This window comes from Coprococcus phoceensis (assembly GCF_900104635.1).
GTDB lineage: Bacteria > Bacillota > Clostridia > Lachnospirales > Lachnospiraceae > Faecalimonas > Faecalimonas phoceensis.
This window is the reverse complement of record NZ_FNWC01000007.1, coordinates 1343695-1365971: the sequence shown is the minus strand read 5'-3', so window position 1 is coordinate 1365971 and position 22277 is coordinate 1343695. Positions and strand designations below refer to the sequence as shown.

The following is a 22277-nucleotide window of genomic DNA, read 5'->3' as shown; positions in this document are numbered from 1 at the left end:
ATTTGAGAAACTTTTGCACTTTAAAGGGGGAAAGAATATGAATGATTTAGAATTATACAGAGAACAGTTAGCAGAATGCGACGACAGAATCATTGATGCTTTGGTAGAGCGTAATTCTATTATAGAAAAAATTATGGCGTATAAAGAGGAGTATGGGATTCCAATTTTACAACCACAGCAGGAGAAGAAACAGCAGCGCCAGATTAAAGAAAAACTGCAGGACAATCGTTATGAAAAAGAGATCGAAGATGTGTTCCACTGTATTGTAAGAAACAGTAAGCGGATTCAGGCGCAAAAATTATTCTCTTACAACATTATCCTGATTGGGTTTATGGGGGCCGGAAAAAGTACGGTATCACAGTATTTAAAAGATGTATTTGCCATGCATGTGGTTGAGATGGATCAATTGATTGCAGAGCGGGAGGATATGAGTATTCCGGATATTTTTGCAACTTATGGGGAAGAGTATTTCCGCAATTTAGAGACAAATCTTTTGATTGAGATGCAGGCAACGAAAAATACGATTGTTTCCTGTGGTGGAGGTGCTGCACTTCGTGAGCAGAATGTAAAAGAGATGAAGAAAAATGGAAAGGTTGTTCTTTTGACGGCAGCTCCAGAGACAATTTTAAATCGCGTGAAAGACAGCGACGATCGTCCGCTTTTAAATGGCAATAAAAATGTGGAGTTTATTGCGAATATGATGGAGCAGCGAAGACAGAAATATGAGACAGCGGCTGATGTGATCATACATACGGACAACAAGAGTGTATTGCAGATCTGTGAGGAGATGATTGCAAAACTGAAAGAAGCTTAGTGACAGTTGTTAAAAGAAAAGCGATATCTGCCCGAGAGGGTAGGTATCGCTTTTCTTTTTCTATATCAGTTTTCCGCCATTCTTAACTATCTTGAAAAATATTTTTCTTTAATGACTGGAATTGGCATTTCTTTCCCGGTCCACAGGCGAAATGCCTCTGCGCCCTGGTATAAAAGCATATACAGGCCGTTGAATGTCGGACACCCTGCTTCTTTTGCAAGTCTTAACAATTTTGTCTCTTCCGGATTGTAGATGACATCAGAGACAATCAGATCTTTGTGGAATACGGAAGTATCTTTGATGATGCAGGCGTCGGTGTCAGGAGACATGCCTACAGAGGTTCCGTTTGTCAAAATTGCGCTTTCAGAGATTTCTCTTTTTAAAATATCAGGATTTTCAAAATCAAATAATCGTACTTTGCAGTTTGTCCGTTCGTTTAAATCAGCGACTGTTTTTTCGGCACGTGCGAAAAAATCGTCCCGCACATTGAATACGGAAATTTCAGACACACCATCTAGTGCAGCCTGCACTAAAATTGCAGTTGCGGCGCCGCCGGCACCGAGCAGTGTCATTTTTTTGCCGATGATGTTGTGACCGGCATCCTTCACTGCGTGCATGTAACCGACTCCGTCAGTTGTATATCCGATCAGAACGCCATTGTCATTTACGACAGTGTTGACGGCGCCGATGATCTCAGCAGCAGGAGAAAGCTTGTCACAAAGAGAGCACATCAGGTTTTTATCCGGCATTGTCAGATTAAATCCGCGCACATTTAAGGTGCGAAGCCCTTCTACAGCCGTTTTTAATTTGTCAGTTCCAACATCAAAAGCGAGGTATGCATAGTCAAGCCCTAATTGTTGAAATGCTTCGTTGTGCATCATTGGTGAGATGCTGTGTTCGACCGGGCTTCCTAAAAGACCGGTCAGACGTGTATGTCCGGTAATTTGATTTGTCATAGTATTCATCCTTTCTTTGGTTTACTTTTATGATTCTACACTTTAAAGCAAAAAAGTAAAAGTGTCAACAGTTTTTATGCCATTGATTGACAAAGAACAGAAATCTATTTATAATAAATTATTAGCGAATTTAAGATGCTGAGGAGGAAAATCATGCAACAATATGGAGTAAATGAACTGAGAAAAATGTTTTTGAACTTTTTTGAGAGTAAAGAACATCTTGTGATGAAAAGTTTTTCGTTAGTTCCAAATAACGATAAAAGTTTATTATTGATCAATTCGGGTATGGCACCGTTGAAACCATATTTTACAGGACAGGAGATACCACCGAGAAAAAGAGTGACAACATGCCAAAAATGTATCCGTACAGGTGATATTGAAAATGTCGGAAAGACAGCTCGTCATGGTACATTTTTTGAGATGCTTGGAAACTTTTCTTTTGGAGACTACTTTAAAAGAGAGGCAATTCACTGGTCATGGGAATTTTTAACAGAAGTAGTAGGACTTGATCCGGACAGACTGTATCCGTCTGTATATGTGGACGATCAGGAAGCATTTGATATTTGGAATAAAGAGATGGGAATCGCACCGGAGAGAATTTTTAAATTTGGAAAAGAAGATAACTTCTGGGAACACGGCTCCGGTCCATGTGGTCCATGTTCAGAGATTTATTATGATCGCGGAGAAAAATATGGATGCGGAAGTCCGGACTGTACAGTTGGGTGCGAATGTGACAGATATATGGAAATCTGGAACAACGTATTCACACAGTTTGACAATGATGGCAATGGCAATTATGAAGAGTTAGAGCAAAAGAATATTGATACTGGTATGGGATTAGAAAGACTTGCCTCTGTTGTACAGGATGTAGATTCTATTTTCGACGTAGATACAATCAAGGCTCTTCGTGACAAAGTATGTGAATTTGCAAGTGTAGAATACAAAGCAGATGCAGATAAAGACGTATCTATCCGTTTGATCACAGATCATATTCGTTCTGCAACATTCATGATTTCAGATGGAATCATGCCGACAAATGAGGGAAGAGGATATGTACTTCGCCGTCTGATCAGACGTGCGGCTCGTCATGGACGTCTTCTTGGAATTGATGGGAAATTCCTTGCAAAATTAAGTGCAACAGTAATCGAAGGATCCAAAGATGGTTATCCGGAGTTGGAAGAAAAGAAAGAATTTATCTTTAAAGTACTGACACAGGAGGAAGATAAATTTAACAAGACAATCGATCAGGGACTTAGCATTTTGGCATCTATGCAGGATGAGATGAAAGAAGCTGGAAAGACAGTTCTTTCAGGTGCGGATGCATTCAAGCTATATGACACATATGGATTCCCGCTTGATCTGACAAAAGAGATTTTGGAAGAAGCAGGATATACAATCGATGAAGAAGGCTTTAAGGCTTCTATGGAAGAGCAACGAGTAAAGGCGCGTAATGCCCGTGAAGTGACGAACTATATGGGGGCGGATGCCACTGTATACGATGAGATTGAGGCATCTGTGACATCAGAATTTGTAGGGTACGACAGACTGACACATACTTCAAAAATCAGTGTTCTCACAACAGAAAGTGAGATTGTGGAGGCAATTACTGAGGGACAGAATGGAACAATTTTTGTCGATGAGACTCCGTTTTATGCGACGATGGGTGGTCAGGAAGGTGATACAGGTATCATCTGTACTGAGGATGCAGAATTTACTGTGAGCAATACAATCAAATTACTAGGCGGAAAAATCGGGCATGTCGGTAACGTGACAAAGGGAATGTTCAAAGTGGGAGATTCTGTTACATTGGAAGTTGCAGAAAAAGAAAGAGCAAACACATGTAAGAATCACAGTGCAACACACTTGTTGCAGAAAGCATTAAAGACAGTGCTTGGTTCGCATGTAGAGCAGAAAGGTTCCCTTGTGACACCGGACAGACTACGTTTTGACTTTGCACATTTCTCAGCGATGACGCCAGAAGAATTAGAAAAAGTGGAGAACATTGTAAATACGGAGATTGCTAAAAACGTTCCGGTTGTAACAGAAGTTATGAATATTGAACAGGCAAAAGCAACAGGGGCTATGGCATTGTTCGGAGAAAAATATGAAGAAGATGTAAGAGTCGTATCAATGGGAGATTTCTCCAAAGAGCTCTGTGGAGGTACACACGTAAGCAATACAGGAAACATTACAACATTTAAGATTGTTTCGGAAGCAGGTGTTGCGGCAGGCGTGCGCCGTATTGAAGCATTGACAGGGGACGGTGTATTTTGTTATTACAAAGAAGTGGAAAAAGAACTCGCAGAAGCTGCAAAAGCTGCGAAATCAACTCCTGCCAACTTAAAAGAAAAAATTGAACACATGCAGGCTGAAATGAAAGCATTGCAAAGTGAGATCGAATCACTGAAGAGTAAAGCGGCAAAAGATGCTTTGGGTGATGTGATGAACCAGGTAAAAGAAGTGAATGGAGTGAGACTGCTTGCCACAGCTGTTGAGGACGTTGATATGAATGGTCTTCGTGATCTTGGTGACCAGTTGAAAGAAAAATTAGGAGAAGGCGTTGTTGTGATTGCATCTTCAGCAAGTGGAAAAGTAAACTTGATTGCGATGGCGACAGATGAAGCAATGGAAAAAGGCGCTCACGCAGGTAATCTAATCAAAGGAATTGCAGCACTTGTAGGCGGTGGCGGCGGTGGCCGTCCAAATATGGCTCAGGCAGGTGGAAAGAATCCGGCAGGAATTCCGGATGCGATTGCCAAAGCAGCAGAGGTTCTCGCAGAGCAGATTAAATAGTTGCGTATTTTTGAAAAAAATAGTTGACGAATGAAAAAAATATGCTATAATTCTATATAGTGCAATAAAAAAATACCCGAACAGTCGTATGATGCACAATATAGGACTGGAGGGAGGTTAGGTGTGAGACTATGTCAAATGTAATCGTAAAAGATAATGAGACGTTAGATAGCGCTTTACGCAGATTCAAAAGAAACTGTGCAAAAGCTGGTATTCAACAAGAAATTCGTAAAAGAGAACATTACGAAAAACCAAGCGTAAGACGTAAAAAGAAATCTGAAGCTGCTAGAAAACGTAAATTTAACTAATATGTGCAAGATAAAGGAAGTGTTTAACAGACACTTCCTTTTTAGTGCATCTCTTTATTGTTCTCGTAATGTGTTTTGTATATGAAGAGACAGTGAAAAATACAAGTGTGATGTTTTGTGAAAAAATGTTAATTATAACTGCGATTTTGGTGTGTATTTTGACTTAATTGTGTAAAAACGACATTGCTTGTTCCGTATTGTACAAAAATAAAAACAAAAGTGACGCTTTTATACAAGAAAAAATTATAAAAATATGCTACAATTTATAATATATTTCATTAAGAGAAGGAGAGATGAGCATGAAGAAAAAAATAGTGGCAGCTCTTTTGGTGCTTACGATGGTGATGCAAGGAGCCATGCCTGTTTTTGCTCAAGATGAAAGTGCGGGAAGAGTTGAGACAACAGTAGATACAGAAACAACAAAAATTTTGTGCAAGGAATATTTAAGTGAAGAAAAGCAGATTCAAGGTATTGAACAGCGTTTTTCAATACCGCAGGAGGATGTGGCTTTTGTAAAAGGATTGGGAAGCGGTACGATTACACTGAGTTTTAGGACGGGAAGTACCAATTTACAGGCGTTGGCTGCAATTAATGGAAGTACACATACGAATCATTATATGTCTTTGTACATTAGTGGCGGGAATAAAATCGGTTTTGAATTCCGCAAAAATGAGACGGTAAATGATCACAAAAACTTTACGGTAAATGATGTGAATCTTGCGGATAATCAATGGCATACGATTACGCTTGTAACAGAAAAGGACAGCTATTATAAAGTATATTTGGATCAAAAACTTGTACAGCAGTGGGATGTGAGTGAGACTAATTTTGTCGACAAAATGGAATGGGAACCGACTTCTGTGACATTTGGAGGCGCAAATCGAATTTCAGGAAATAGTTATCCGTTTACCGGAAGCATCAAAGAAGTGAAATTGTATAATGGAGCAGTTTCCGAAGATCAGATTATGGCAGACCATGGTGCTGTGTCTGTAGGAACACCGATTTTTACTTACCAGAGAAAAATGTTTGACGGAACAGAAGGAAAGATGATTCAACTGCCGGAGCAGAAAGAAAAAATTTCCGGTTTGACAAAAGGAACGTTTTCTTTTGCATATCGCTTAAATGAGGCGGCTGTAGGCAAAACGATTTACGGATTGTTATCTCTGTCGAACAGCAATGCAGATAGAGAGTACGGAGCTCTTTATATTAAGCCGAAGGATAACCGAATCGGATATGAGGTGCAGGGCAAAGGAGATAAGTATATTACAGTCCGCAATGGAAATTCTGTCAATAATGCAGAGTGGCATACGGTGACATATGCATTTGATGGGACACAGGCAGAGTTTTATTTAGATGGTGTATCCATCGGAAAGTTTGCGACAACGCATTTGCTGAAGGGTGATTGGACGCCGGATATGGTTACGCTTGGCGGAATCAGCAGAACGAATACGACACCGGGTTCAAAATGGCCATTCTACGGAATCATTGACAGTGTCAATGTGTTTGATGAGACGTTAAATGCGGAACAGGTTATGGAACTTCATAAACGCACCTTACCGCAAGATGAACCGGAATACGGGAAAGATGTATATAAGACAGGTGAGTATGGTATTTATGATATGGGTGATTATGATTCTTATAATTACCGTATTCCAGCAATGGTTACAACGAGTAAAGGAACTGTAATCGCAGCAGCTGATCAAAGAAATACACATTGGTCTGACTGGGGAAATATTGATACGGTTGTCAGAAGAAGTACAGATAACGGTTTGACTTGGGAAGATCCGATTGATGTAATTGATTTGAAATCACAATCTTATTTCAGTGGCACACAATCTGCTTACACAATTGATCCGGCGATGATTGCAGAAGATGAGAATGGAAAGAATCCGGGACGTGTGTGGATGCTTGTAGATATGTTTCCAGAATCAACGAATGGAAGCCAAGGAACATGGTCAATCAAAGAAACCGGAACAGGTTATGTGAAAGTAGATGGAAAAGATTATCTGTCGCTTTATGATAAAGATAATAATCAATATACACTTCGGGAAAATGGAGAAGTATTTGACAAGGATAATCAAAAAACAGATTATGTAGTAAAACAGTTTGAAGGAAATGATGAACAAGGCTACCATGAAAAAGGTGATTTGTATAAATCCGGTGAATATGTGGGAAATATTTATTTGAGAAGTGCCTCTAAGAACAACGATTCAGCACCTCTTCATCCGACTCAGACATGCTATTTGTGGCTGAGCTATAGTGATGATGACGGTGTGACATGGAGTGATCCGGTAGATATCACACCACAGGTAAAAGCAGACTGGATGAGATTCTGTGGAGTTGGTCCGGGATTTGGAGTTCAGCTTCAGTATGATGAGGAACATCCGGGAAGACTTGTATTTCCGATTTATTATACAATTGCAGGAAGTGGTATAGGATTCCAGTCTTCTGCTTGTATTTACAGTGATGACGGCGGAAAAACATGGCAAAGAGGAGAGTCTCCGAATGATGGACGAATTAACAAAAACGGACAGGTGACATCTTCGCAAAATCCGGTTGGAATCAGTGAGCTGACAGAAAGTCAGATTATTGAATTGAGCAGCGGCAACTTGCTTCAGTTTATGAGAAATACAGGTGGAAACGGAAAAGTTGTTGTTTCTAGAAGTACAGACGGTGGAGCAACATGGAGTGATCCGATTGATACAACAGCGCCGGAAGTATACTGCCAGTTATCTGTATTGTATTATGATAAAAACGGAACAGACGGAAAAGACAGAGTGATTATGTCAAATCCGGGAGGTTCAGGAAGAAATAACGGAACATTACGAATCGGTGAAGTGACGGAGACAGAGGATAGTTTCTCTGTGGACTGGGTAGAAGAAAAAATGTTCTGTCCAAATAATTATGCATATTCATGTTTGACAAAAATGAGAGATGGAAATATGGGACTTCTCTATGAACATCAGAATACGATTAAATTTACTGCATTTAATTTGGACTATATTAAAGATGAAGTGAATTTATTAAGCCCGACGATTACATCTGTTACATACAAAGTGGAAAAAACAGACGATCATGCTTATACGCTGCCGGGAGATAAATATGTGATTACAGTGAAAACAGATCAGAATGTTACGGCAACAGGAACACCGAAATTCAGGTTTATGTTAAACGGCAAAGGTCGTTATGCGAATTATGTATCCGGCGGAAATGATGACAAAACATTAGTGTTTGAATATGTATTACAAAAAGGTGATGAAGGAACGATCCAATTCAAAGGACCAAAGATTATCTGTGATGAAGCGGGAGCAGTGAAAAATGCGAATGGACTGTGTGTAAGTTCCGGTGATATGGATGTCAATATGGGATACATTGGAGTAGATCCTTCAGATGCTGCAAGAGATATTGCGACAGAACAGATGAGTGCAACAGCCGGTGCGGCTCAATCAGGTCAAGGGGCAGCGAATGTTTTAGATGGAAGAGCAGACACATTATGGCATACTACATGGGGTGGTGGCCATGGACGCGAAAATCATTGGATTCAATTTGAACTGAAAGATTTCTATATGGTAGATGGAATCCGTTATCAGCCAAGAACTTCCGGGGGCGTAAATGGTATTATTACAGAATATAAAGTGGAAGTAAGTAATGACGGTGTTCATTTTGATCAAGTTGCAACAGGAACATGGGCGGGAAATACTGCTTGGAAGATGGTTTCATTTGAGCCGGTGCGTGCAAAATATGTGCGTTTGACATCTTTAGATGCACTCAGCGTGGAGGCAGATAATGACTATGCATCAGCAGCAGAAATTCGTCTTACAGGAACAAAAACGGAGGCGCCTCCGGTTGTGGAAGCGGATAAGAGTTCGCTGGAAGCTGCGATTGCATATGCGAAAGATGTGAAGACAAAACCGGAATATCAATATGTTGTACCAATTGTAAAACAAAAATTAGATGAGGCGCTTGAAGCGGCGGAAACTGTTTTTGCGAATGCAGCTGCAACACAGGAAGAAGTTGACAAAGCAAAAGATGAACTTGTAAAAATGTTCCACTATTTATCATTTACAGGAGATGCAAAATCACTGAGAGATTTGGTAGATATCGCAAAAAAACTCAATACAGATATTTATACAGAACAAAGTGCGAATGTATTCAAAGAAGCACTTGCAGAAGCAGAGACTGTACTTGCCGATGAAAATGCGCTGCAGAAAGAACTTGATGCGGCTCAGAAAAAATTAAAAGAGGCAATGGATGGATTGCAAGTGATATCTGTAGATAAGTCAAAACTTCAGAAACTTGTAGACAGTTCACGAAAATATGTAGAAAAACTGGATGAGTATACAACTCAAAGCGGTGAGATTTTCATGGGAGCATTTGAAGCGGCTGAGAATATTTTAGGAAAACAGGATGCGACAAAAGAGGAAGTCGATCAGGCGTATGCAAATCTTCGAAATGCAGTCTTTGGTTTGAGATTATTGCCGAATAAAGATAAATTAGAAGAATTAATCCAAAGTGCAGAACAGATTGATGTGAAGCTTTACTCAGAAGAAAGTGCAAAAGAATTCATGTCAGCATTGTCAAAAGCAAAAGCTGTATTTGCAGATTCAGAAGCATCGACACAGGAAGTGGAAGATGCAGAACGTACACTTGCAAAAGCAATGGATGGATTAAAAGAAGTTGGAAAAGCAGAAGAACAAAAAGTACCAAACAAAAATACAACAGCGGAAAAGAACGATGATAAAGAAAAGAATACGAGTCCTGTCAAAACAGGAGATCGTTCAACACCGATTTTATTTGCGCTGATTGCAGCTTTAAGTGCGGGAACGGTATTTTCTGTACGGAAAAAAGAAGAAAATTAATAGATGAAGAAAGGGTCTCCTGAATCGGAAAAAGGTTCGGGAGACCTTTTTATATATAGTGTAAGAGTTCCTGATTATACAAATAAATGGAGAAATCAGATACATTTGTACAAGTATTGATGTTGTATATATGATACAATTAAAGAAATGTGAGAAATCTATTTTTGTGTAATATGACGGAGGAAAAGAATGAAAAAGAAAATAGTATGCCTAGTAGCAACAGTGTTGACGGCTGGAATTTTTGTGGCAGGTGCATTTTTTATAAAAGGGAAATTTGAATTGAATATTCATGAAAAACCAATTAGTAAAGAAGAATATTTGTATGTGATGAATCAACAAATTTATGATGTTTCCAATGAGCTGACAGAAAATCGAGACATTCAGATTGATGAGAAATTTTGGGAGACGGAAATTGAGGGAACTGTTCCATATAAAAAATTGGCGGATCAGACAATAGAACAATTGAAATATTATCGTGCGGTTTATGAAACGGCAATTGAAGAAGGTTACGTGGAATATGCAGATTATGAACATATGATAAAGCGTATGGAAGAAGAGAATAAAATGAGGGCAGAAAAAATCGAGAACGGAGAACCGGTTTTCGGATTGTCCAAATTTACTACAGAATTGTATATGGAATATGAGATGGATTCTTTTCAAAAGAGATATTGCGAGAATCTGAAAAATGAAGGAATGGAGATCACAGAAGAAGAAAGAGTACAGTATTATGAAAAAAACAAAGATGCACTCTTTCAAAAAAATGATGATATCACACTGGATTATATAAAAATCCCATATCTTTCAGAAAATATGACGGAAGATCAAAAAGAGTTACTGGAAAAAGAATTGATATCTATTTATAAAAGCATGGATGGCTCACAAACATTACAGAAACTTGTGGCAGAAAACGAGATGCTGAGTCCGTATTTTTCCCATGAAGAACTGCTTTCCAGTGAGGTTTCTTCGAAGGCGAAGGAAATCGGAGATGTTTTGGAACTGGGATATGAATTAAAGATTGGAGAATCGACACAGGTAGTAGATGAAAATGGGGCGCTGTATCTTGTGCAGTGTACGGCTAAGAACGATTATGATTATTTTACTGTTGATGAAGTAAAGGATAATATCAATAAAGAGTTAAGAGAACAACATTATAATTCTATGATAGAAAAAAAAGCCGAGGATTTGGAAGTCGACGGCGATATGAAGAAAGTATATGATTTTACAAAAAAACATATAAAAAAATAAAAATGAGGAGGAATAAGAGCTATGAAGAGAAAAATTGTAGCGGCAATGTGTGCACTTGCTGTATTGTGTACGTCAGCGAATGTTTTCCCGATGTCGAGCGTTAGTGCGGCTCGAAAGGAAAAAGCAGTTGGAACGACATATTACATCAGTAATCGTGGAGACAATCAAAACAGTGGAACTTCAGAAGGAGAAGCATGGCAGACTTTAGATAAGCTTAAAGATGTGAAACTTCAGCCGGGTGACAGCGTACTTTTTGAAGCGGGATCTGTTTTCCAAGGATTTCTTCATCTGCAGAATGTACACGGAACAAAAGAAAATCCGATTCGGATCGGAAGCTATGGGGAAGGTAATAAACCTATCATTAATGCAAGAGGAGAAGGTGTCTGGTATCAGGATTATGGTACACCGATGGATAACAGTGGACACCGTTCAAAAGGATATGTGTCTTCTGCCATTTTGCTCTACGATGTTGATTATGTAGAAGTGAAAGGTTTGGAATTGACAAATGAATCTGATGATGCACAATACATTCAAAATGGTTTGGCAAATACATCAGCACGTATGGACCGCACCGGAGTTGCAGGAATTGCAAAAGACGGAGGAACCATGGACCATGTCTATTTAGAAGACCTTTATATCCACGATATTGACGGAAATCTTCAAGATAAACATATGGACAATGGAGGAATCCAGTTCAACGTATCAAAACCGACAGATGAATCTAAAACAGGGATTGCAAGATATAATGATGTAAAAATTACAAACTGTTATGTCAAAGATGTAAAACGTGCCGGAATTGTAGTTGGCTATACATATCAGCATTCTAAATTCAATGGAGCACAGATTGCAGATGAGACAGTGCAAAAATATGGACACACAAACATTTATATCGCAGACAATTATGTACAGAATTCTGGAAATGATGCGATTGTTGCAATGTATGCATATCGACCGGTAATTGAAAGAAATATTTCGGATACAGCCGGCGTTGATTTGGATGATGGATATGCCGGTTATTGGCAGTCTTTCTGTGCGACAATCTGGCCATGGAAAACAAAAGATGCGGTATTCCAATATAATGAGGCGTTTGATACAGTCGGAGAAGGCAATGGTGACGGACAGGCGTGGGACATTGACTGGTCAGACGGCACGGTTTACCAGTATAACTATAGTCATAATAATGGTGGAGGTTCTATGCTGATTTGCTTAAATGAGGCTTATAATGGTACATTCCGTTATAATTTAAGCCATAATGATTTAGGCTGTCTTATTACATTCCAAGGAAATCCGGAAGCAAAGATTTATAACAACGTCTTTTATGTGGACGGGGACAGAGCAACAAGAGTACACCACAATGCGAGTGGAAAACGCAGCGGTTCCGGTGTGATTTCAAATAATATTTTCTACAATGCAAGTACAGCGAACCCGAACGATGAGTGGGAACCAAATGGAAATAAAAAATTCAGCAATAATCTTTATTATGGATATACTTCTACTCCATCTACAGATAAACATGCGGTAGTTGTTGCAGAAAGTGAAAAAGACCAGATTTTTGTCGGACCACTGACTGCACCGGACAGCACAGATGGAACGATTCATAGACACGATGATCCGGAAGCAAAGACAGTGTTTGACGGATTTAAAATCAAAGAAGATTCTGCAGCAGTAAATGCCGGTGTATATATTCCAAATAATGGCGGAAAAGATTTCTTTGGCAATAAACTTGGAATGACACCTGATATCGGTATGCACGAGACAAAAGCAGAAGATGGAGAAATCGTGGAAGAAATTTATTCAGATGTTTACAAAGTGACAGAGAATGAAATCAATGATGTCGAAGTCGGAACTACTGTCGATGAGATGAAAGAAAATCTTGTATATGACAAGCGGGTTACTTTGGAAGTGTACAAGGGAGAAGAAGCTGCAGCGGGCGATGCAGCTGTGGAAGACGGTATGATTTTGAAACTGAAAAATGGAGATACGGTAAAAGAGTATACAATACATACAGTCCTTCGTCTGTCAACGCTTGTTTACGAGATAGAAGGAACAACAATCCGTGAAGTTCCAAAAGGAACAACTGTTGGTACTTTTAAAGAAAATTTAATTCATCATAAACGTGTCAATGTAGACGTTTATAAAGGAGACAAAAAGGTAGAAGATTCTGAAGTTATCGAAGAAGGAATGACACTGAAAGTATCTTATAAAGAAGTTTCCAAAGAATTTAACATTTCACTTGTGAAAGTATATAAAGAGTATGCAGCAACAGGAATGACAGCAGAGGCGGGAAGTTTCCAGCCAAATAATAATACAGAAGGAAACGGAAATCTTGCATTGGATAACAACTTGAATACAATGTGGCATACAAACTGGAATGGCTGTCAACGTTCAGAAACATGGATTACGATTGATATGAAGAAAGAACAAAATGTTGCAATGTTAAAATATACTCCAAGACAAGGCGGCGGAACAAACGGTAACATCACAGCTTATGAGATTTATGTAAGTAAAGACGGACAGACTTGGGGAGAACCGGTTGCAACGGGAACATGGGCAAACAATAATGTTGTGAAATATGCAAGATTTGACACTGTTTTAGGACGTTATGTGAAATTAGTAGCAACAGACTCTGCATCGCAGGAAGCAAGTAAAATTTTTGCTTCGGCAGCAGAAATTCGTTTAGGATTTGAAGAGTAGAAAGGAGGGTGTGATTATGAAAAATAGAATTCTGGCTATGTTTATGGCGGCTGCAGTTGTGGGTACGACAGTTTTACCGGGAATGACAGTAGATGCCGCAAAACAGGGAAAAACAACAGGAACAACGTATTATGTAAGTACAGTTGACGGAAACGACAACAATGATGGAATGTCTGAGGGGAAAGCATTTTACAGTTTAGACAAAATCAATGAACTGACATTGAAGCCGGGAGATAAAGTTCTTTTGGAGCGTGGTTCTGTATTCCAAAATGGTTTTCTGCATTTGAAAGGAGACGGTTCAGAAGAGGCGCCAATCGTTGTTGACTCTTATGGAAAAGGAAATTTACCAATCATTGAAACAAACGGACAAGGAATCTGGTATCAAAACTATCGCGCTCCTTTGGGCAACGCAAAACATAAATATCAAGGATATGTTTCTTCTTCTGTACTTCTTTATGATGTAGAATATGTAGAAATCAAAAACTTGGAAATTACAAACAAAGCTCCAAAGATTGAAACAGCATATAATGCAGAAGATGTTATGAACCGTACAGGAGTTGCGGCAGTTGCACAAAATGAAGGAACGTTAAATCATATTTATCTGGATAATTTATATGTTCATGATGTAATTGGAAATGTATATGACAAACATATGAACAACGGAGGTATCTATTTTACAGCTTTCCAGCCGATGGATGCATCAACAGGAATTGCAAAATATGATGATGTAAAAATTGAAAATTGTTATGTAGAAAACACAAACAGATGGGGAATTGCAGTTGGATACAGTTATACCCATGGTCAGTTCCATGGCGGTGTGATTTCAGATGAAAAGATTAGTACATACGGCTCTACCAATGTTGTGATTCGCAATAACTATGTGAAAGATGCAGGTGGAGATGCAATTACATTGATGTATTGTGACCGTCCGCTTATTGAGTATAACGTATCAGATGGTGCGGCAAGACAGATTAATACAAAAGACTATAATGCGACCGGATTTGGACGAGTTGCAGCCGGAATTTGGCCTTGGAAATGTAAAGATGCCATTTTCCAGTACAATGAAGCATTTGATACTTGCCAAAACCAAGATGGTCAGGCGTGGGATGCAGACTATGGTGATGGAACTGTTTACCAGTATAATTACAGCCATAATAACGGTGGCGGAAGTGTTATGTTCTGCGGAGGAGAAGCAATCAATAATATTTTCCGGTATAATATCAGTCAAAATGATTTAGGCGGTGTGATTAACCCAGCAGGACAACCTGATGCACATGTGTATAACAATACATTCTTTGTAAAAGAAGGAATTGATTTTATTCGTACAAATATGGGCGGTGGTCCAATGGTAGTAGAGAATAATATCATTTATTATAATGGCTCTGCACCAAAAGAAGAAAACTGGTTCAAACATACGAATGAAACAAAAACAAAATATGACAATAACCTTTATTACAATTATGCAAATGTTCCGGCAAATGATGCGAATGCGATTGAAGCAGATCCGAAATTTGCAGATCCGGGTAAAGCGCCAACAGCACCTTTGGCCGGCGTGGAAGCAGGAAACATAAAAGATTCAATTGTTCATGAAAGAACAGCATTTGATGGATATAAACTGGCATCAGATTCTCCGGCAGTTAATGCAGGTAAAGTGATCAAAAACAATGGTGGAAAAGACTTCTTTGGAAACAAAGTGACAGGAACACCGGATATAGGAGCATTTGAAAGTGATGCGGTTTCTCTTGTTTTAACATCTGATGTATATGATATTAAAACAGCAGAAAAAACAATTGGAGGAGTAGAAGCAGGTACAACAGTTGCAGATTTCCTTAAAAATTTGAAGTACGATTCCGGATGCACAATCAAAGTGATGAATGGCAAAGAAGAAGTGGAAAGCGGAATTGTAAAAGGCGGTATGAGTGTTGTATTGTCTGACGGAAAACAAGAAGTAGTGTATACGATTGTTGCATCAGCTGACAACGCAATCAAAGAGGCTGTCTATATGATGAAAGATAAAACTGTATTTGTTCCGATGCTGGAAAATAATCCGACAACTGTGAAAGAGTTAAAAGAAGGTGTGAAAGTTCACAGCACAGCGGAAGTCAAAATTGTAAATGCAGAAGGAAAAGAAGTTACGACAGGAAATATTGCAGAAGGAATGAAACTTGTCGTTCAGGCAGAAAATGGAGATCAAAATGAATTTACAATTTCTGCGAAAAACAGTTATCAGTGGGCGCTTGATTATGCCGGACCACAGCAGGGTAATGTCTGGTTTGGTCAGATGAAAAAATCTGCTTCAGAATATGAGAATTTGACAGCATACGATCCGGTATATCCAAACTGGGCAGTGGATACATATTTTGGGCCAGGTGTAGCTTTGCCAAATCATCAGACACCGACAACAGAGACAACACATGGATTGCTTTCCGATACAACCGGAGCATCTAAAAAAGAAGGTATGGCAATGGCATTCCGCGTACCGAAGAGCGGAAAAATTACCTTGGCTGTGAAAGACGATGAACCGTATCTGCGTCAGGCAGGAAACAAAAACGGAACGGTTACTTTAAGCTTTACGAAAAATGGAGAAGTGCTTGGCGATTCTTATGTACTTGAAGTAAGTAATCAAAAAGCAGATGTGGGAATCCGTGAGATTGAAGTCAATAAAGGCGACTGGATTCGTGTGGAAGCGAAAAATAACGGAGCTCCGACAAAACCATCTATCCACGTAACACCAATCATTACTTATGTTGATGAGGCTATGGTGGAACCTGAACAGGTAAATAAAACATTGTTGAAAGACACAATTGATTATGCAAAATCTGAGCAGGAAAAACCGGAGTATCAGTACGTTGTACCGATTGTGAAACAAAAATTGGAAGAAGCATTAGAAGCAGCCGAAAAAGTATATGCAGATGAAAATGCTACACAGGCTCAGGTAGATACTGTATGTGATAAACTGTTGGAGATGATTCATTATCTTTCTTACACCGGAAACAGCAAGTCGCTGCAGGCGTTAGTAAAAGCAGCAGAGGATATCAATGTTGATGTTTATACAGAAGAGAGTGTGAAAGCATTTAGAGCAGCATTAGAAGAAGCAGTAGAATTGTTGAAAGATGAAAATGCACTTCAGTATGAATTAGATGCTGCACAACAGAAATTACAGGAAGCAATGGAGGGATTGACTATAATTCCGGTTGATAAATCCAAACTTGCAAAAGCTGTGAAAGAGGCACAAAAGTATGTTGAAAAATTAAATGAATATACACCTCAGTCTGCTGAACTTTTCCAAGGAGCTTTAGATGCGGCAAAAGCTGTTTTAGATGATGAAAAAGCAACACAAGAACAGGTAGAACATGCATTTGTAAATCTGCAAAATGCAATCTTCAACTTGAGACTGATTCCGAATAAAGACAAATTGGAAGAGTTGTTAAGCAAAGCAGAAAATATTGATTTGTCATTGTATACAGAAGAGTCCGGTAATGTTTTGAAAGCAGCAATTGCAGATGCCAAAGCGATTTTTGAAGATGAAAATGCAACAGAGAAGCAGGTTGCGTATGCGTCAGATTTATTGGCAAAAGCAATGGATGGATTGAAAACAGCGGAATCAAAAGAACCGACAGATGATAAAAAGCCATCTGCTGAACAGGGAAATGCACAAGCAAGTAAAGAAAATGCATCAGAGAAAAAACCAACGGCTGCGAAGACAGGGGATACAACAATGATGTTTGTATGGATTCTTGTTATGATTGCCGGAGTAAGCACAGTGACTGTGATTTATAAAAAAAGAAAATATGAATAGTAGAATGAAATAGTTGCAATTGGGGGCGTAGTAAAATTGAATTTTGCTATGTCCCCAATTGACGTGAATCATTAAGAATTTCTGAAGAAAGTGGATATTCTCAAGGAACTATGCTACAATAGGGCGTACATTTTTAGAGAAGGAGAGAGTACGGTTATGTGGTGGAATAGAATGATTTTGGGGTTTGACAGTTACCATGTGATTTTATGGTTTTTGCTATATAGTATTTTAGGGTGGATTGTAGAGTCGATTTATATGTCAATCTGTAATAGAAAATTGACAAACAGAGGATTTGCAAAAGGCCCGTTTTGTCCGATTTATGGTGTTGGGGCATTGACGGTATATTTTGTGTTGAGACCATATAGCAGTAATGGATTTCTGCTGTTTTTATTAGGGTCTCTGCTTGCTACGGCGCTTGAGCTTTTGACGGGAATTATCATGAAGCGTATCTTTGGAGAAATTTGGTGGGATTACCATGAAAAGCCATTTAATTACAAAGGAATTTTATGTCTGGAAAGTTCAATCGCATGGGGCTTTTATACCCTTTTTCTGTTTTTATTTCTGCAAAGATTTGTGGAGGGAGTTGTGGCGAGAATACCGTTTTTGGTCGGGAAAATTGTGGGCAGTTTTCTGATTGTTGTATTTACAATAGATTTTCTTCATTCATTGTATGTGGAGAAAAAGGAAGATATACCGGAACGTGTATGGAGGATTAAAGATACATTGATTGAGAAAATTTCACGTTCTTAGTAAAATGGAGATGAAAGTAGAGAAGGTTGCATATTTTTTAAAAACAGTCATTACAATGATAGTAGACGAAAAATATTATAAAGGAGCAAGTTGCCATGAAAAGGTTTCTAGCACTGATGGTAAGTCTGGTATTATGCGTTACAGATGTGTGTGCAATGTCAGAGAGCGAAGGAATACTTTACGAGGAAACGAAAGCCGGAACAGAGGAATCTGCTTTTGGGGAGCTGGAAATCAGCACACCATCGGCTGTTTTGATGGAGGTGTCTACCGGAAAGGTAATTTACGAGAAGGCGGCAGATGAACAACTTCCGCCGGCGAGTGTCACGAAGGTAATGACATTATTGTTGATTTTTGATGCGTTGGAAGATGAGAAAATAAAGCTGACTGACATAGTATCCGTATCGGAGTATGCGGCGTCCATGGGTGGCTCGCAGGTGTTTTTAGAGCCGGGAGAGACACAGACTGTGGATACGATGATAAAATGTATTGCGGTGGCGAGTGCGAACGATGCTTGTGTGGCAATGGCAGAGCACATATGGGGCAGTGAGGAAGAATTTGTAGCAAAAATGAATGCAAGGGCAAAGGAACTCGGTATGGAACACACGAATTTTTTGAACTGTAATGGACTTGATGCAGACGGACATGTGACGACAGCGCGGGATATTGCCCTGATGTCGAGAGAATTGATTACGAGATATCCGAAAATTCACGACTATTCTACGATATGGATGGAAAACATTACACATACGACCAAGAAGGGGACAACGGAGTTTGGCCTTGCGAATACCAACAAACTGATCAGACAATATCAGTATGCGACAGGACTAAAGACCGGCTCGACAAGCAAGGCAAAATTTTGTCTGTCAGCAACTGCAAAGAAAGATGATTTAGAACTGATTGCAGTAATCATGGCAGCGCCGGATCCGAAGGCGAGATTTAAAGATGCGACAACGCTTCTAAATTATGGATTTGGAAAATGTACGAAATACAAAGATACCACTCCGTTTGAATTAGAGCCTTTGAAAATAAGGGGTGGAATTGAAAAAGAGATGCCTGTCGCTGTGGAGACGGAATTTCAATATATTGACACAACAGGAGCCAATTTATCAGGGATAAAGCGAAAAATCGAAATCGATCAGGAAAAACAGGCTCCGGTAAAAAAAGGAGAAAAAGTCGGAACGGTTACATATCTGTTGAATGGAAAGAAAATTGGGGAGATTTCGATTCAGATACAAAAAAGTGTAGGGAAAATGCAGTTTAAACATGCATTTGCAGAGATATTTCAAAATTTTCTATTGTAGAATGAGTTAAAAAATTATATAATGCTAGAGAAATAATAGTACAGGTTCAGATTTGGATCTGTACTGTTTTATGGAATGGAAAAGAAAAAGAAGGCGGGAGTGGCGGTATGGGAAATGTGATTATTGTACTTGGAATCGTGTTATTGACCGTGCTTATGGAATCTTGGCGGGAGAATCATGTATTTAGAACGACCTATTACAATATACAATCATCCAAACTGCAAAAGCTGAAGAGGAAACGGAAGGTTGTTGTGCTAAGTGACTTGCATAACCAATGTTATGGAAAGAATAATCAGAAGCTTTTGACGGCAATACGAAGAGAAAACCAAGATCTGATACTGATTGCCGGAGATATGTTGATTGGGAAAGAAGGAGTTTCGCCAAAGCCAGCAAAAGAATTTGTCTCTGCACTTCCTGCTATTTGTGATGTATATTATGCCAATGGGAATCACGAACAGCGGATGAAGGAAAATACAGAAAAATATGGTGAGACTTATGCGGTATATCAAGAACAGTTAAAGCGTGCAGGAATTCACTTTTTGGAAAATGAAGGAGTCAGATTAAGCTGGGATGGACAGGCTGTTGATGTATATGGGTTGGAAATTCCGCATCGATATTATAAAAAATTTGAAAATATAGAACTTCCGGTGGAAGAAGTAGAAAGCTGTATCGGTGAAGCTTTTGAGGGACATTATGAGATTTTGCTTGCGCATAACCCGGTGTTTGCAAAGACCTATCTGAAATGGGGAGCAGATTTAATTTTGTCCGGACATTTGCATGGAGGGATTGTGAGAGTTCCGAAGCTTGGCGGTGTCATTACGCCTCAGGCAAGGTTATTTCCGAAATATTCAGGCGAATTGACTATGGAAGGAGAAAAGGCTGTTGTAGTAAGCAAAGGACTTGGAACGCATACGTTTCGGTTTCGTCTTTTTAATCCGGCGGAGATGATTGTTCTTCAGATAGGAGGAGAAAAATCATGAAAGACCAGTATGGAAGATTGATTGATTATCTTCGAATATCTGTCACAGACCGATGCAATCTGCGTTGTGTGTATTGTATGCCGGAAAAAGGTGTGACGTGGATTCCTCACAGTGAAGTGCTGACTTATGAGGAACTGTTAACAGTGGGTAAGGCAGCGGCAGCACTGGGAATCAAACACATAAAGATAACTGGAGGCGAGCCTCTGCTTCGAAAGAATGTGACGGAATTTATTGCAAGATTAAAAAAGACCAAAGGAATTGAGACGGTAACGCTTACTACGAACGGTATTCTGCTTCCAAACTACATTGAACAGTTGTCGAAAGCGGGAATTGATGGAATCAATATCAGTCTGGACACATTGGAAGAGAAAAAATTTCGAAAACTGACACGAAATGGTGAGGTAAAAGATGTGTGGAAGGGAATTTCTTCGGTTATTCCCTATGATCAGATCAACATGAAGATAAATTGTGTTCTGGCTGGAAAAGACTGGCAAAAAGATGCCGTACATGTGGCAGAAATCGCAAAGAAATATAGAATTCATGTGAGATTTATTGAACTGATGCCGATTCAGAATCAAGAGGAAAAGGGAAATCTGGAAGAAGAAATAAAGGCATTGCTAGAAGATGTTTATGGTCCTATGAGAAGGTGCGAGGAGCGAATCGGATTTGGTCCGAGTGTCTATTATGAATTGCCTGAGTTTTGTGGAAAGATTGGCTTTATTAGTGCAGTCAGTCACAAATTCTGTAATCAGTGCAACCGTATACGTCTCACTTGTGATGGAAAACTACGGTTGTGCCTGCAATCAGAAAATGCGGTAGATCTAAAGAGCGCCTTGCGTCAAGGTGCCTGCGAAGAGGAATTGAAGCAATTATTGGAAAAGGGATTACTTGAAAAACCAAGAGAACATCGATTTGGATGTGATTGCATAGAGGGAGAGGCAATGTCCAGAATCGGAGGATAAAAGAAAGGATAGACAAAATGAAAAGAAAAAAGTTAGTGTGTTTATTAACTGCGTTTGCGGTTATGATTGGTATGGCGGGATGTATAAAAGAAGAAAAGAAAGCAGAAAAGAGGAAACAAGAAGTTGAATTGCACATATTGGCGGCAGCCAGCATGACAGATGCATTGACGGAGATTTCTAAGACATATAAAAAAGAACACGAAAATGTAAAGTTTGTGTTTAATTTTGATTCTTCCGGTACATTGAAAACGCAGATTGAAGAAGGCGCTCCGGCAGATATTTTTATTTCTGCGGCGATGAAACAGATGGATGAATTGGATAAAGGTGGATTTATTAAAAAGGACAGTATTGTGAAACTTTTGGAAAATAAGGTTGTCTTGATTCAGCCAAAAGATGCGAAAACAGAGATCAGCTCTTTTGAAGACGTGGCAACAGATAAAGTATCCATGGTTGCAATTGGAAATGCTGATGTTCCGGTAGGACAGTACACAGAACAAATTTATAAAAATTTGGGATTATGGGATCAGGTCGCAGCGAAGGCGAATTTGGCGACTAATGTCAGACAGGTACTGGATTGGGTTGCCACAAACAATGTAGACTGCGGAATTGTTTATGCTACAGATGCGATGATAGAAGAGAATGTGAAAGTAATCTGTGAAGCACCGCAAGGGACATGTGATCCGGTAATCTATCCGGCGGGAGTTGTCAAATCCAGTGAGAATGCCAAAGCGGCAGAACAATTTATGGAATACTTGAAAACGGATGAAGCAAAATCTGTATTTACAGCGTATGGATTTACGAATTATGAGGAGTAAT

Annotated in this window: 13 protein-coding genes; 12 read left to right on the top strand and 1 reads right to left on the bottom strand. The window is 39.3% G+C overall.

Annotated features, from left to right (window positions below; translation table 11 throughout):
* The first annotated feature begins 37 nt into the window (after window positions 1-37).
* The gene (locus BQ5364_RS10335) at window positions 38-814 is read left to right on the top strand and encodes a shikimate kinase (protein ID WP_071144257.1); all 777 of its coding nucleotides are present in this window, start codon (window positions 38-40) and stop codon (window positions 812-814) included.
* A gap of 86 nt (window positions 815-900) precedes the next feature.
* Here BQ5364_RS10335 and BQ5364_RS10330 read toward each other — a convergent pair whose 3' ends face one another.
* Complete coding sequence (locus BQ5364_RS10330; RefSeq protein WP_022250951.1) at window positions 901-1770, bottom strand: shikimate dehydrogenase; 870 nt, start codon at window positions 1768-1770, stop codon at window positions 901-903.
* A 153-nt stretch (window positions 1771-1923) separates the two neighbouring features.
* Between BQ5364_RS10330 and alaS the strand changes: the two genes are divergently transcribed.
* The 11 genes from alaS (at window position 1924) to modA (ending at window position 22276) form a co-directional block, all read left to right on the top strand.
* Entirely contained in the window at window positions 1924-4563 is a 2640-nt protein-coding gene (gene alaS, locus BQ5364_RS10325; RefSeq protein WP_044987719.1) for an alanine--tRNA ligase, read from the top strand.
* A 131-nt stretch (window positions 4564-4694) separates the two neighbouring features.
* Entirely contained in the window at window positions 4695-4871 is a 177-nt protein-coding gene (rpsU, locus tag BQ5364_RS10320) for a 30S ribosomal protein S21 (RefSeq protein ID WP_004613829.1), read from the top strand.
* A 299-nt stretch (window positions 4872-5170) separates the two neighbouring features.
* Window positions 5171-9730, top strand: a complete 4560-nt coding sequence (locus BQ5364_RS10315) for a sialidase domain-containing protein (RefSeq protein ID WP_235837160.1) — start codon at window positions 5171-5173, stop codon at window positions 9728-9730.
* Between the two features lie 189 nt (window positions 9731-9919).
* Window positions 9920-10975 (top strand): peptidyl-prolyl cis-trans isomerase, encoded by a 1056-nt coding sequence (locus tag BQ5364_RS10310; RefSeq protein WP_071144255.1) that lies wholly within the window; start codon window positions 9920-9922, stop codon window positions 10973-10975.
* A gap of 21 nt (window positions 10976-10996) precedes the next feature.
* The gene (locus BQ5364_RS10305) at window positions 10997-13669 is read left to right on the top strand and encodes a discoidin domain-containing protein (protein WP_004613825.1); all 2673 of its coding nucleotides are present in this window, start codon (window positions 10997-10999) and stop codon (window positions 13667-13669) included.
* 16 nt (window positions 13670-13685) lie between these two features.
* Window positions 13686-17468 carry a right-handed parallel beta-helix repeat-containing protein gene (locus BQ5364_RS10300; RefSeq protein WP_044987717.1) on the top strand — a complete coding sequence of 1261 codons (3783 nt, stop codon included), beginning with the start codon at window positions 13686-13688 and terminating at the stop codon, window positions 17466-17468.
* Window positions 17469-17624: 156 nt separating this feature from the next.
* Window positions 17625-18218 carry a putative ABC transporter permease gene (locus tag BQ5364_RS10295; RefSeq protein ID WP_044987715.1) on the top strand — a complete coding sequence of 198 codons (594 nt, stop codon included), beginning with the start codon at window positions 17625-17627 and terminating at the stop codon, window positions 18216-18218.
* 95 nt (window positions 18219-18313) lie between these two features.
* Window positions 18314-19519 (top strand): D-alanyl-D-alanine carboxypeptidase family protein, encoded by a 1206-nt coding sequence (locus BQ5364_RS10290; RefSeq protein WP_004613822.1) that lies wholly within the window; start codon window positions 18314-18316, stop codon window positions 19517-19519.
* A 107-nt stretch (window positions 19520-19626) separates the two neighbouring features.
* Window positions 19627-20499, top strand: a complete 873-nt coding sequence (locus tag BQ5364_RS10285) for a metallophosphoesterase (protein WP_071144254.1) — start codon at window positions 19627-19629, stop codon at window positions 20497-20499.
* On the top strand, window positions 20496-21461 hold the full coding sequence (moaA, locus tag BQ5364_RS10280) for a GTP 3',8-cyclase MoaA (RefSeq protein ID WP_044987713.1): 966 nt from the start codon (window positions 20496-20498) through the stop codon (window positions 21459-21461). Before BQ5364_RS10285 ends, moaA begins: the two co-directional genes overlap by 4 nt.
* Before the next feature lie 17 nt (window positions 21462-21478).
* The gene (gene modA, locus BQ5364_RS10275; protein ID WP_022250416.1) at window positions 21479-22276 is read left to right on the top strand and encodes a molybdate ABC transporter substrate-binding protein; all 798 of its coding nucleotides are present in this window, start codon (window positions 21479-21481) and stop codon (window positions 22274-22276) included.
* Window position 22277 lies beyond the last annotated feature (1 nt).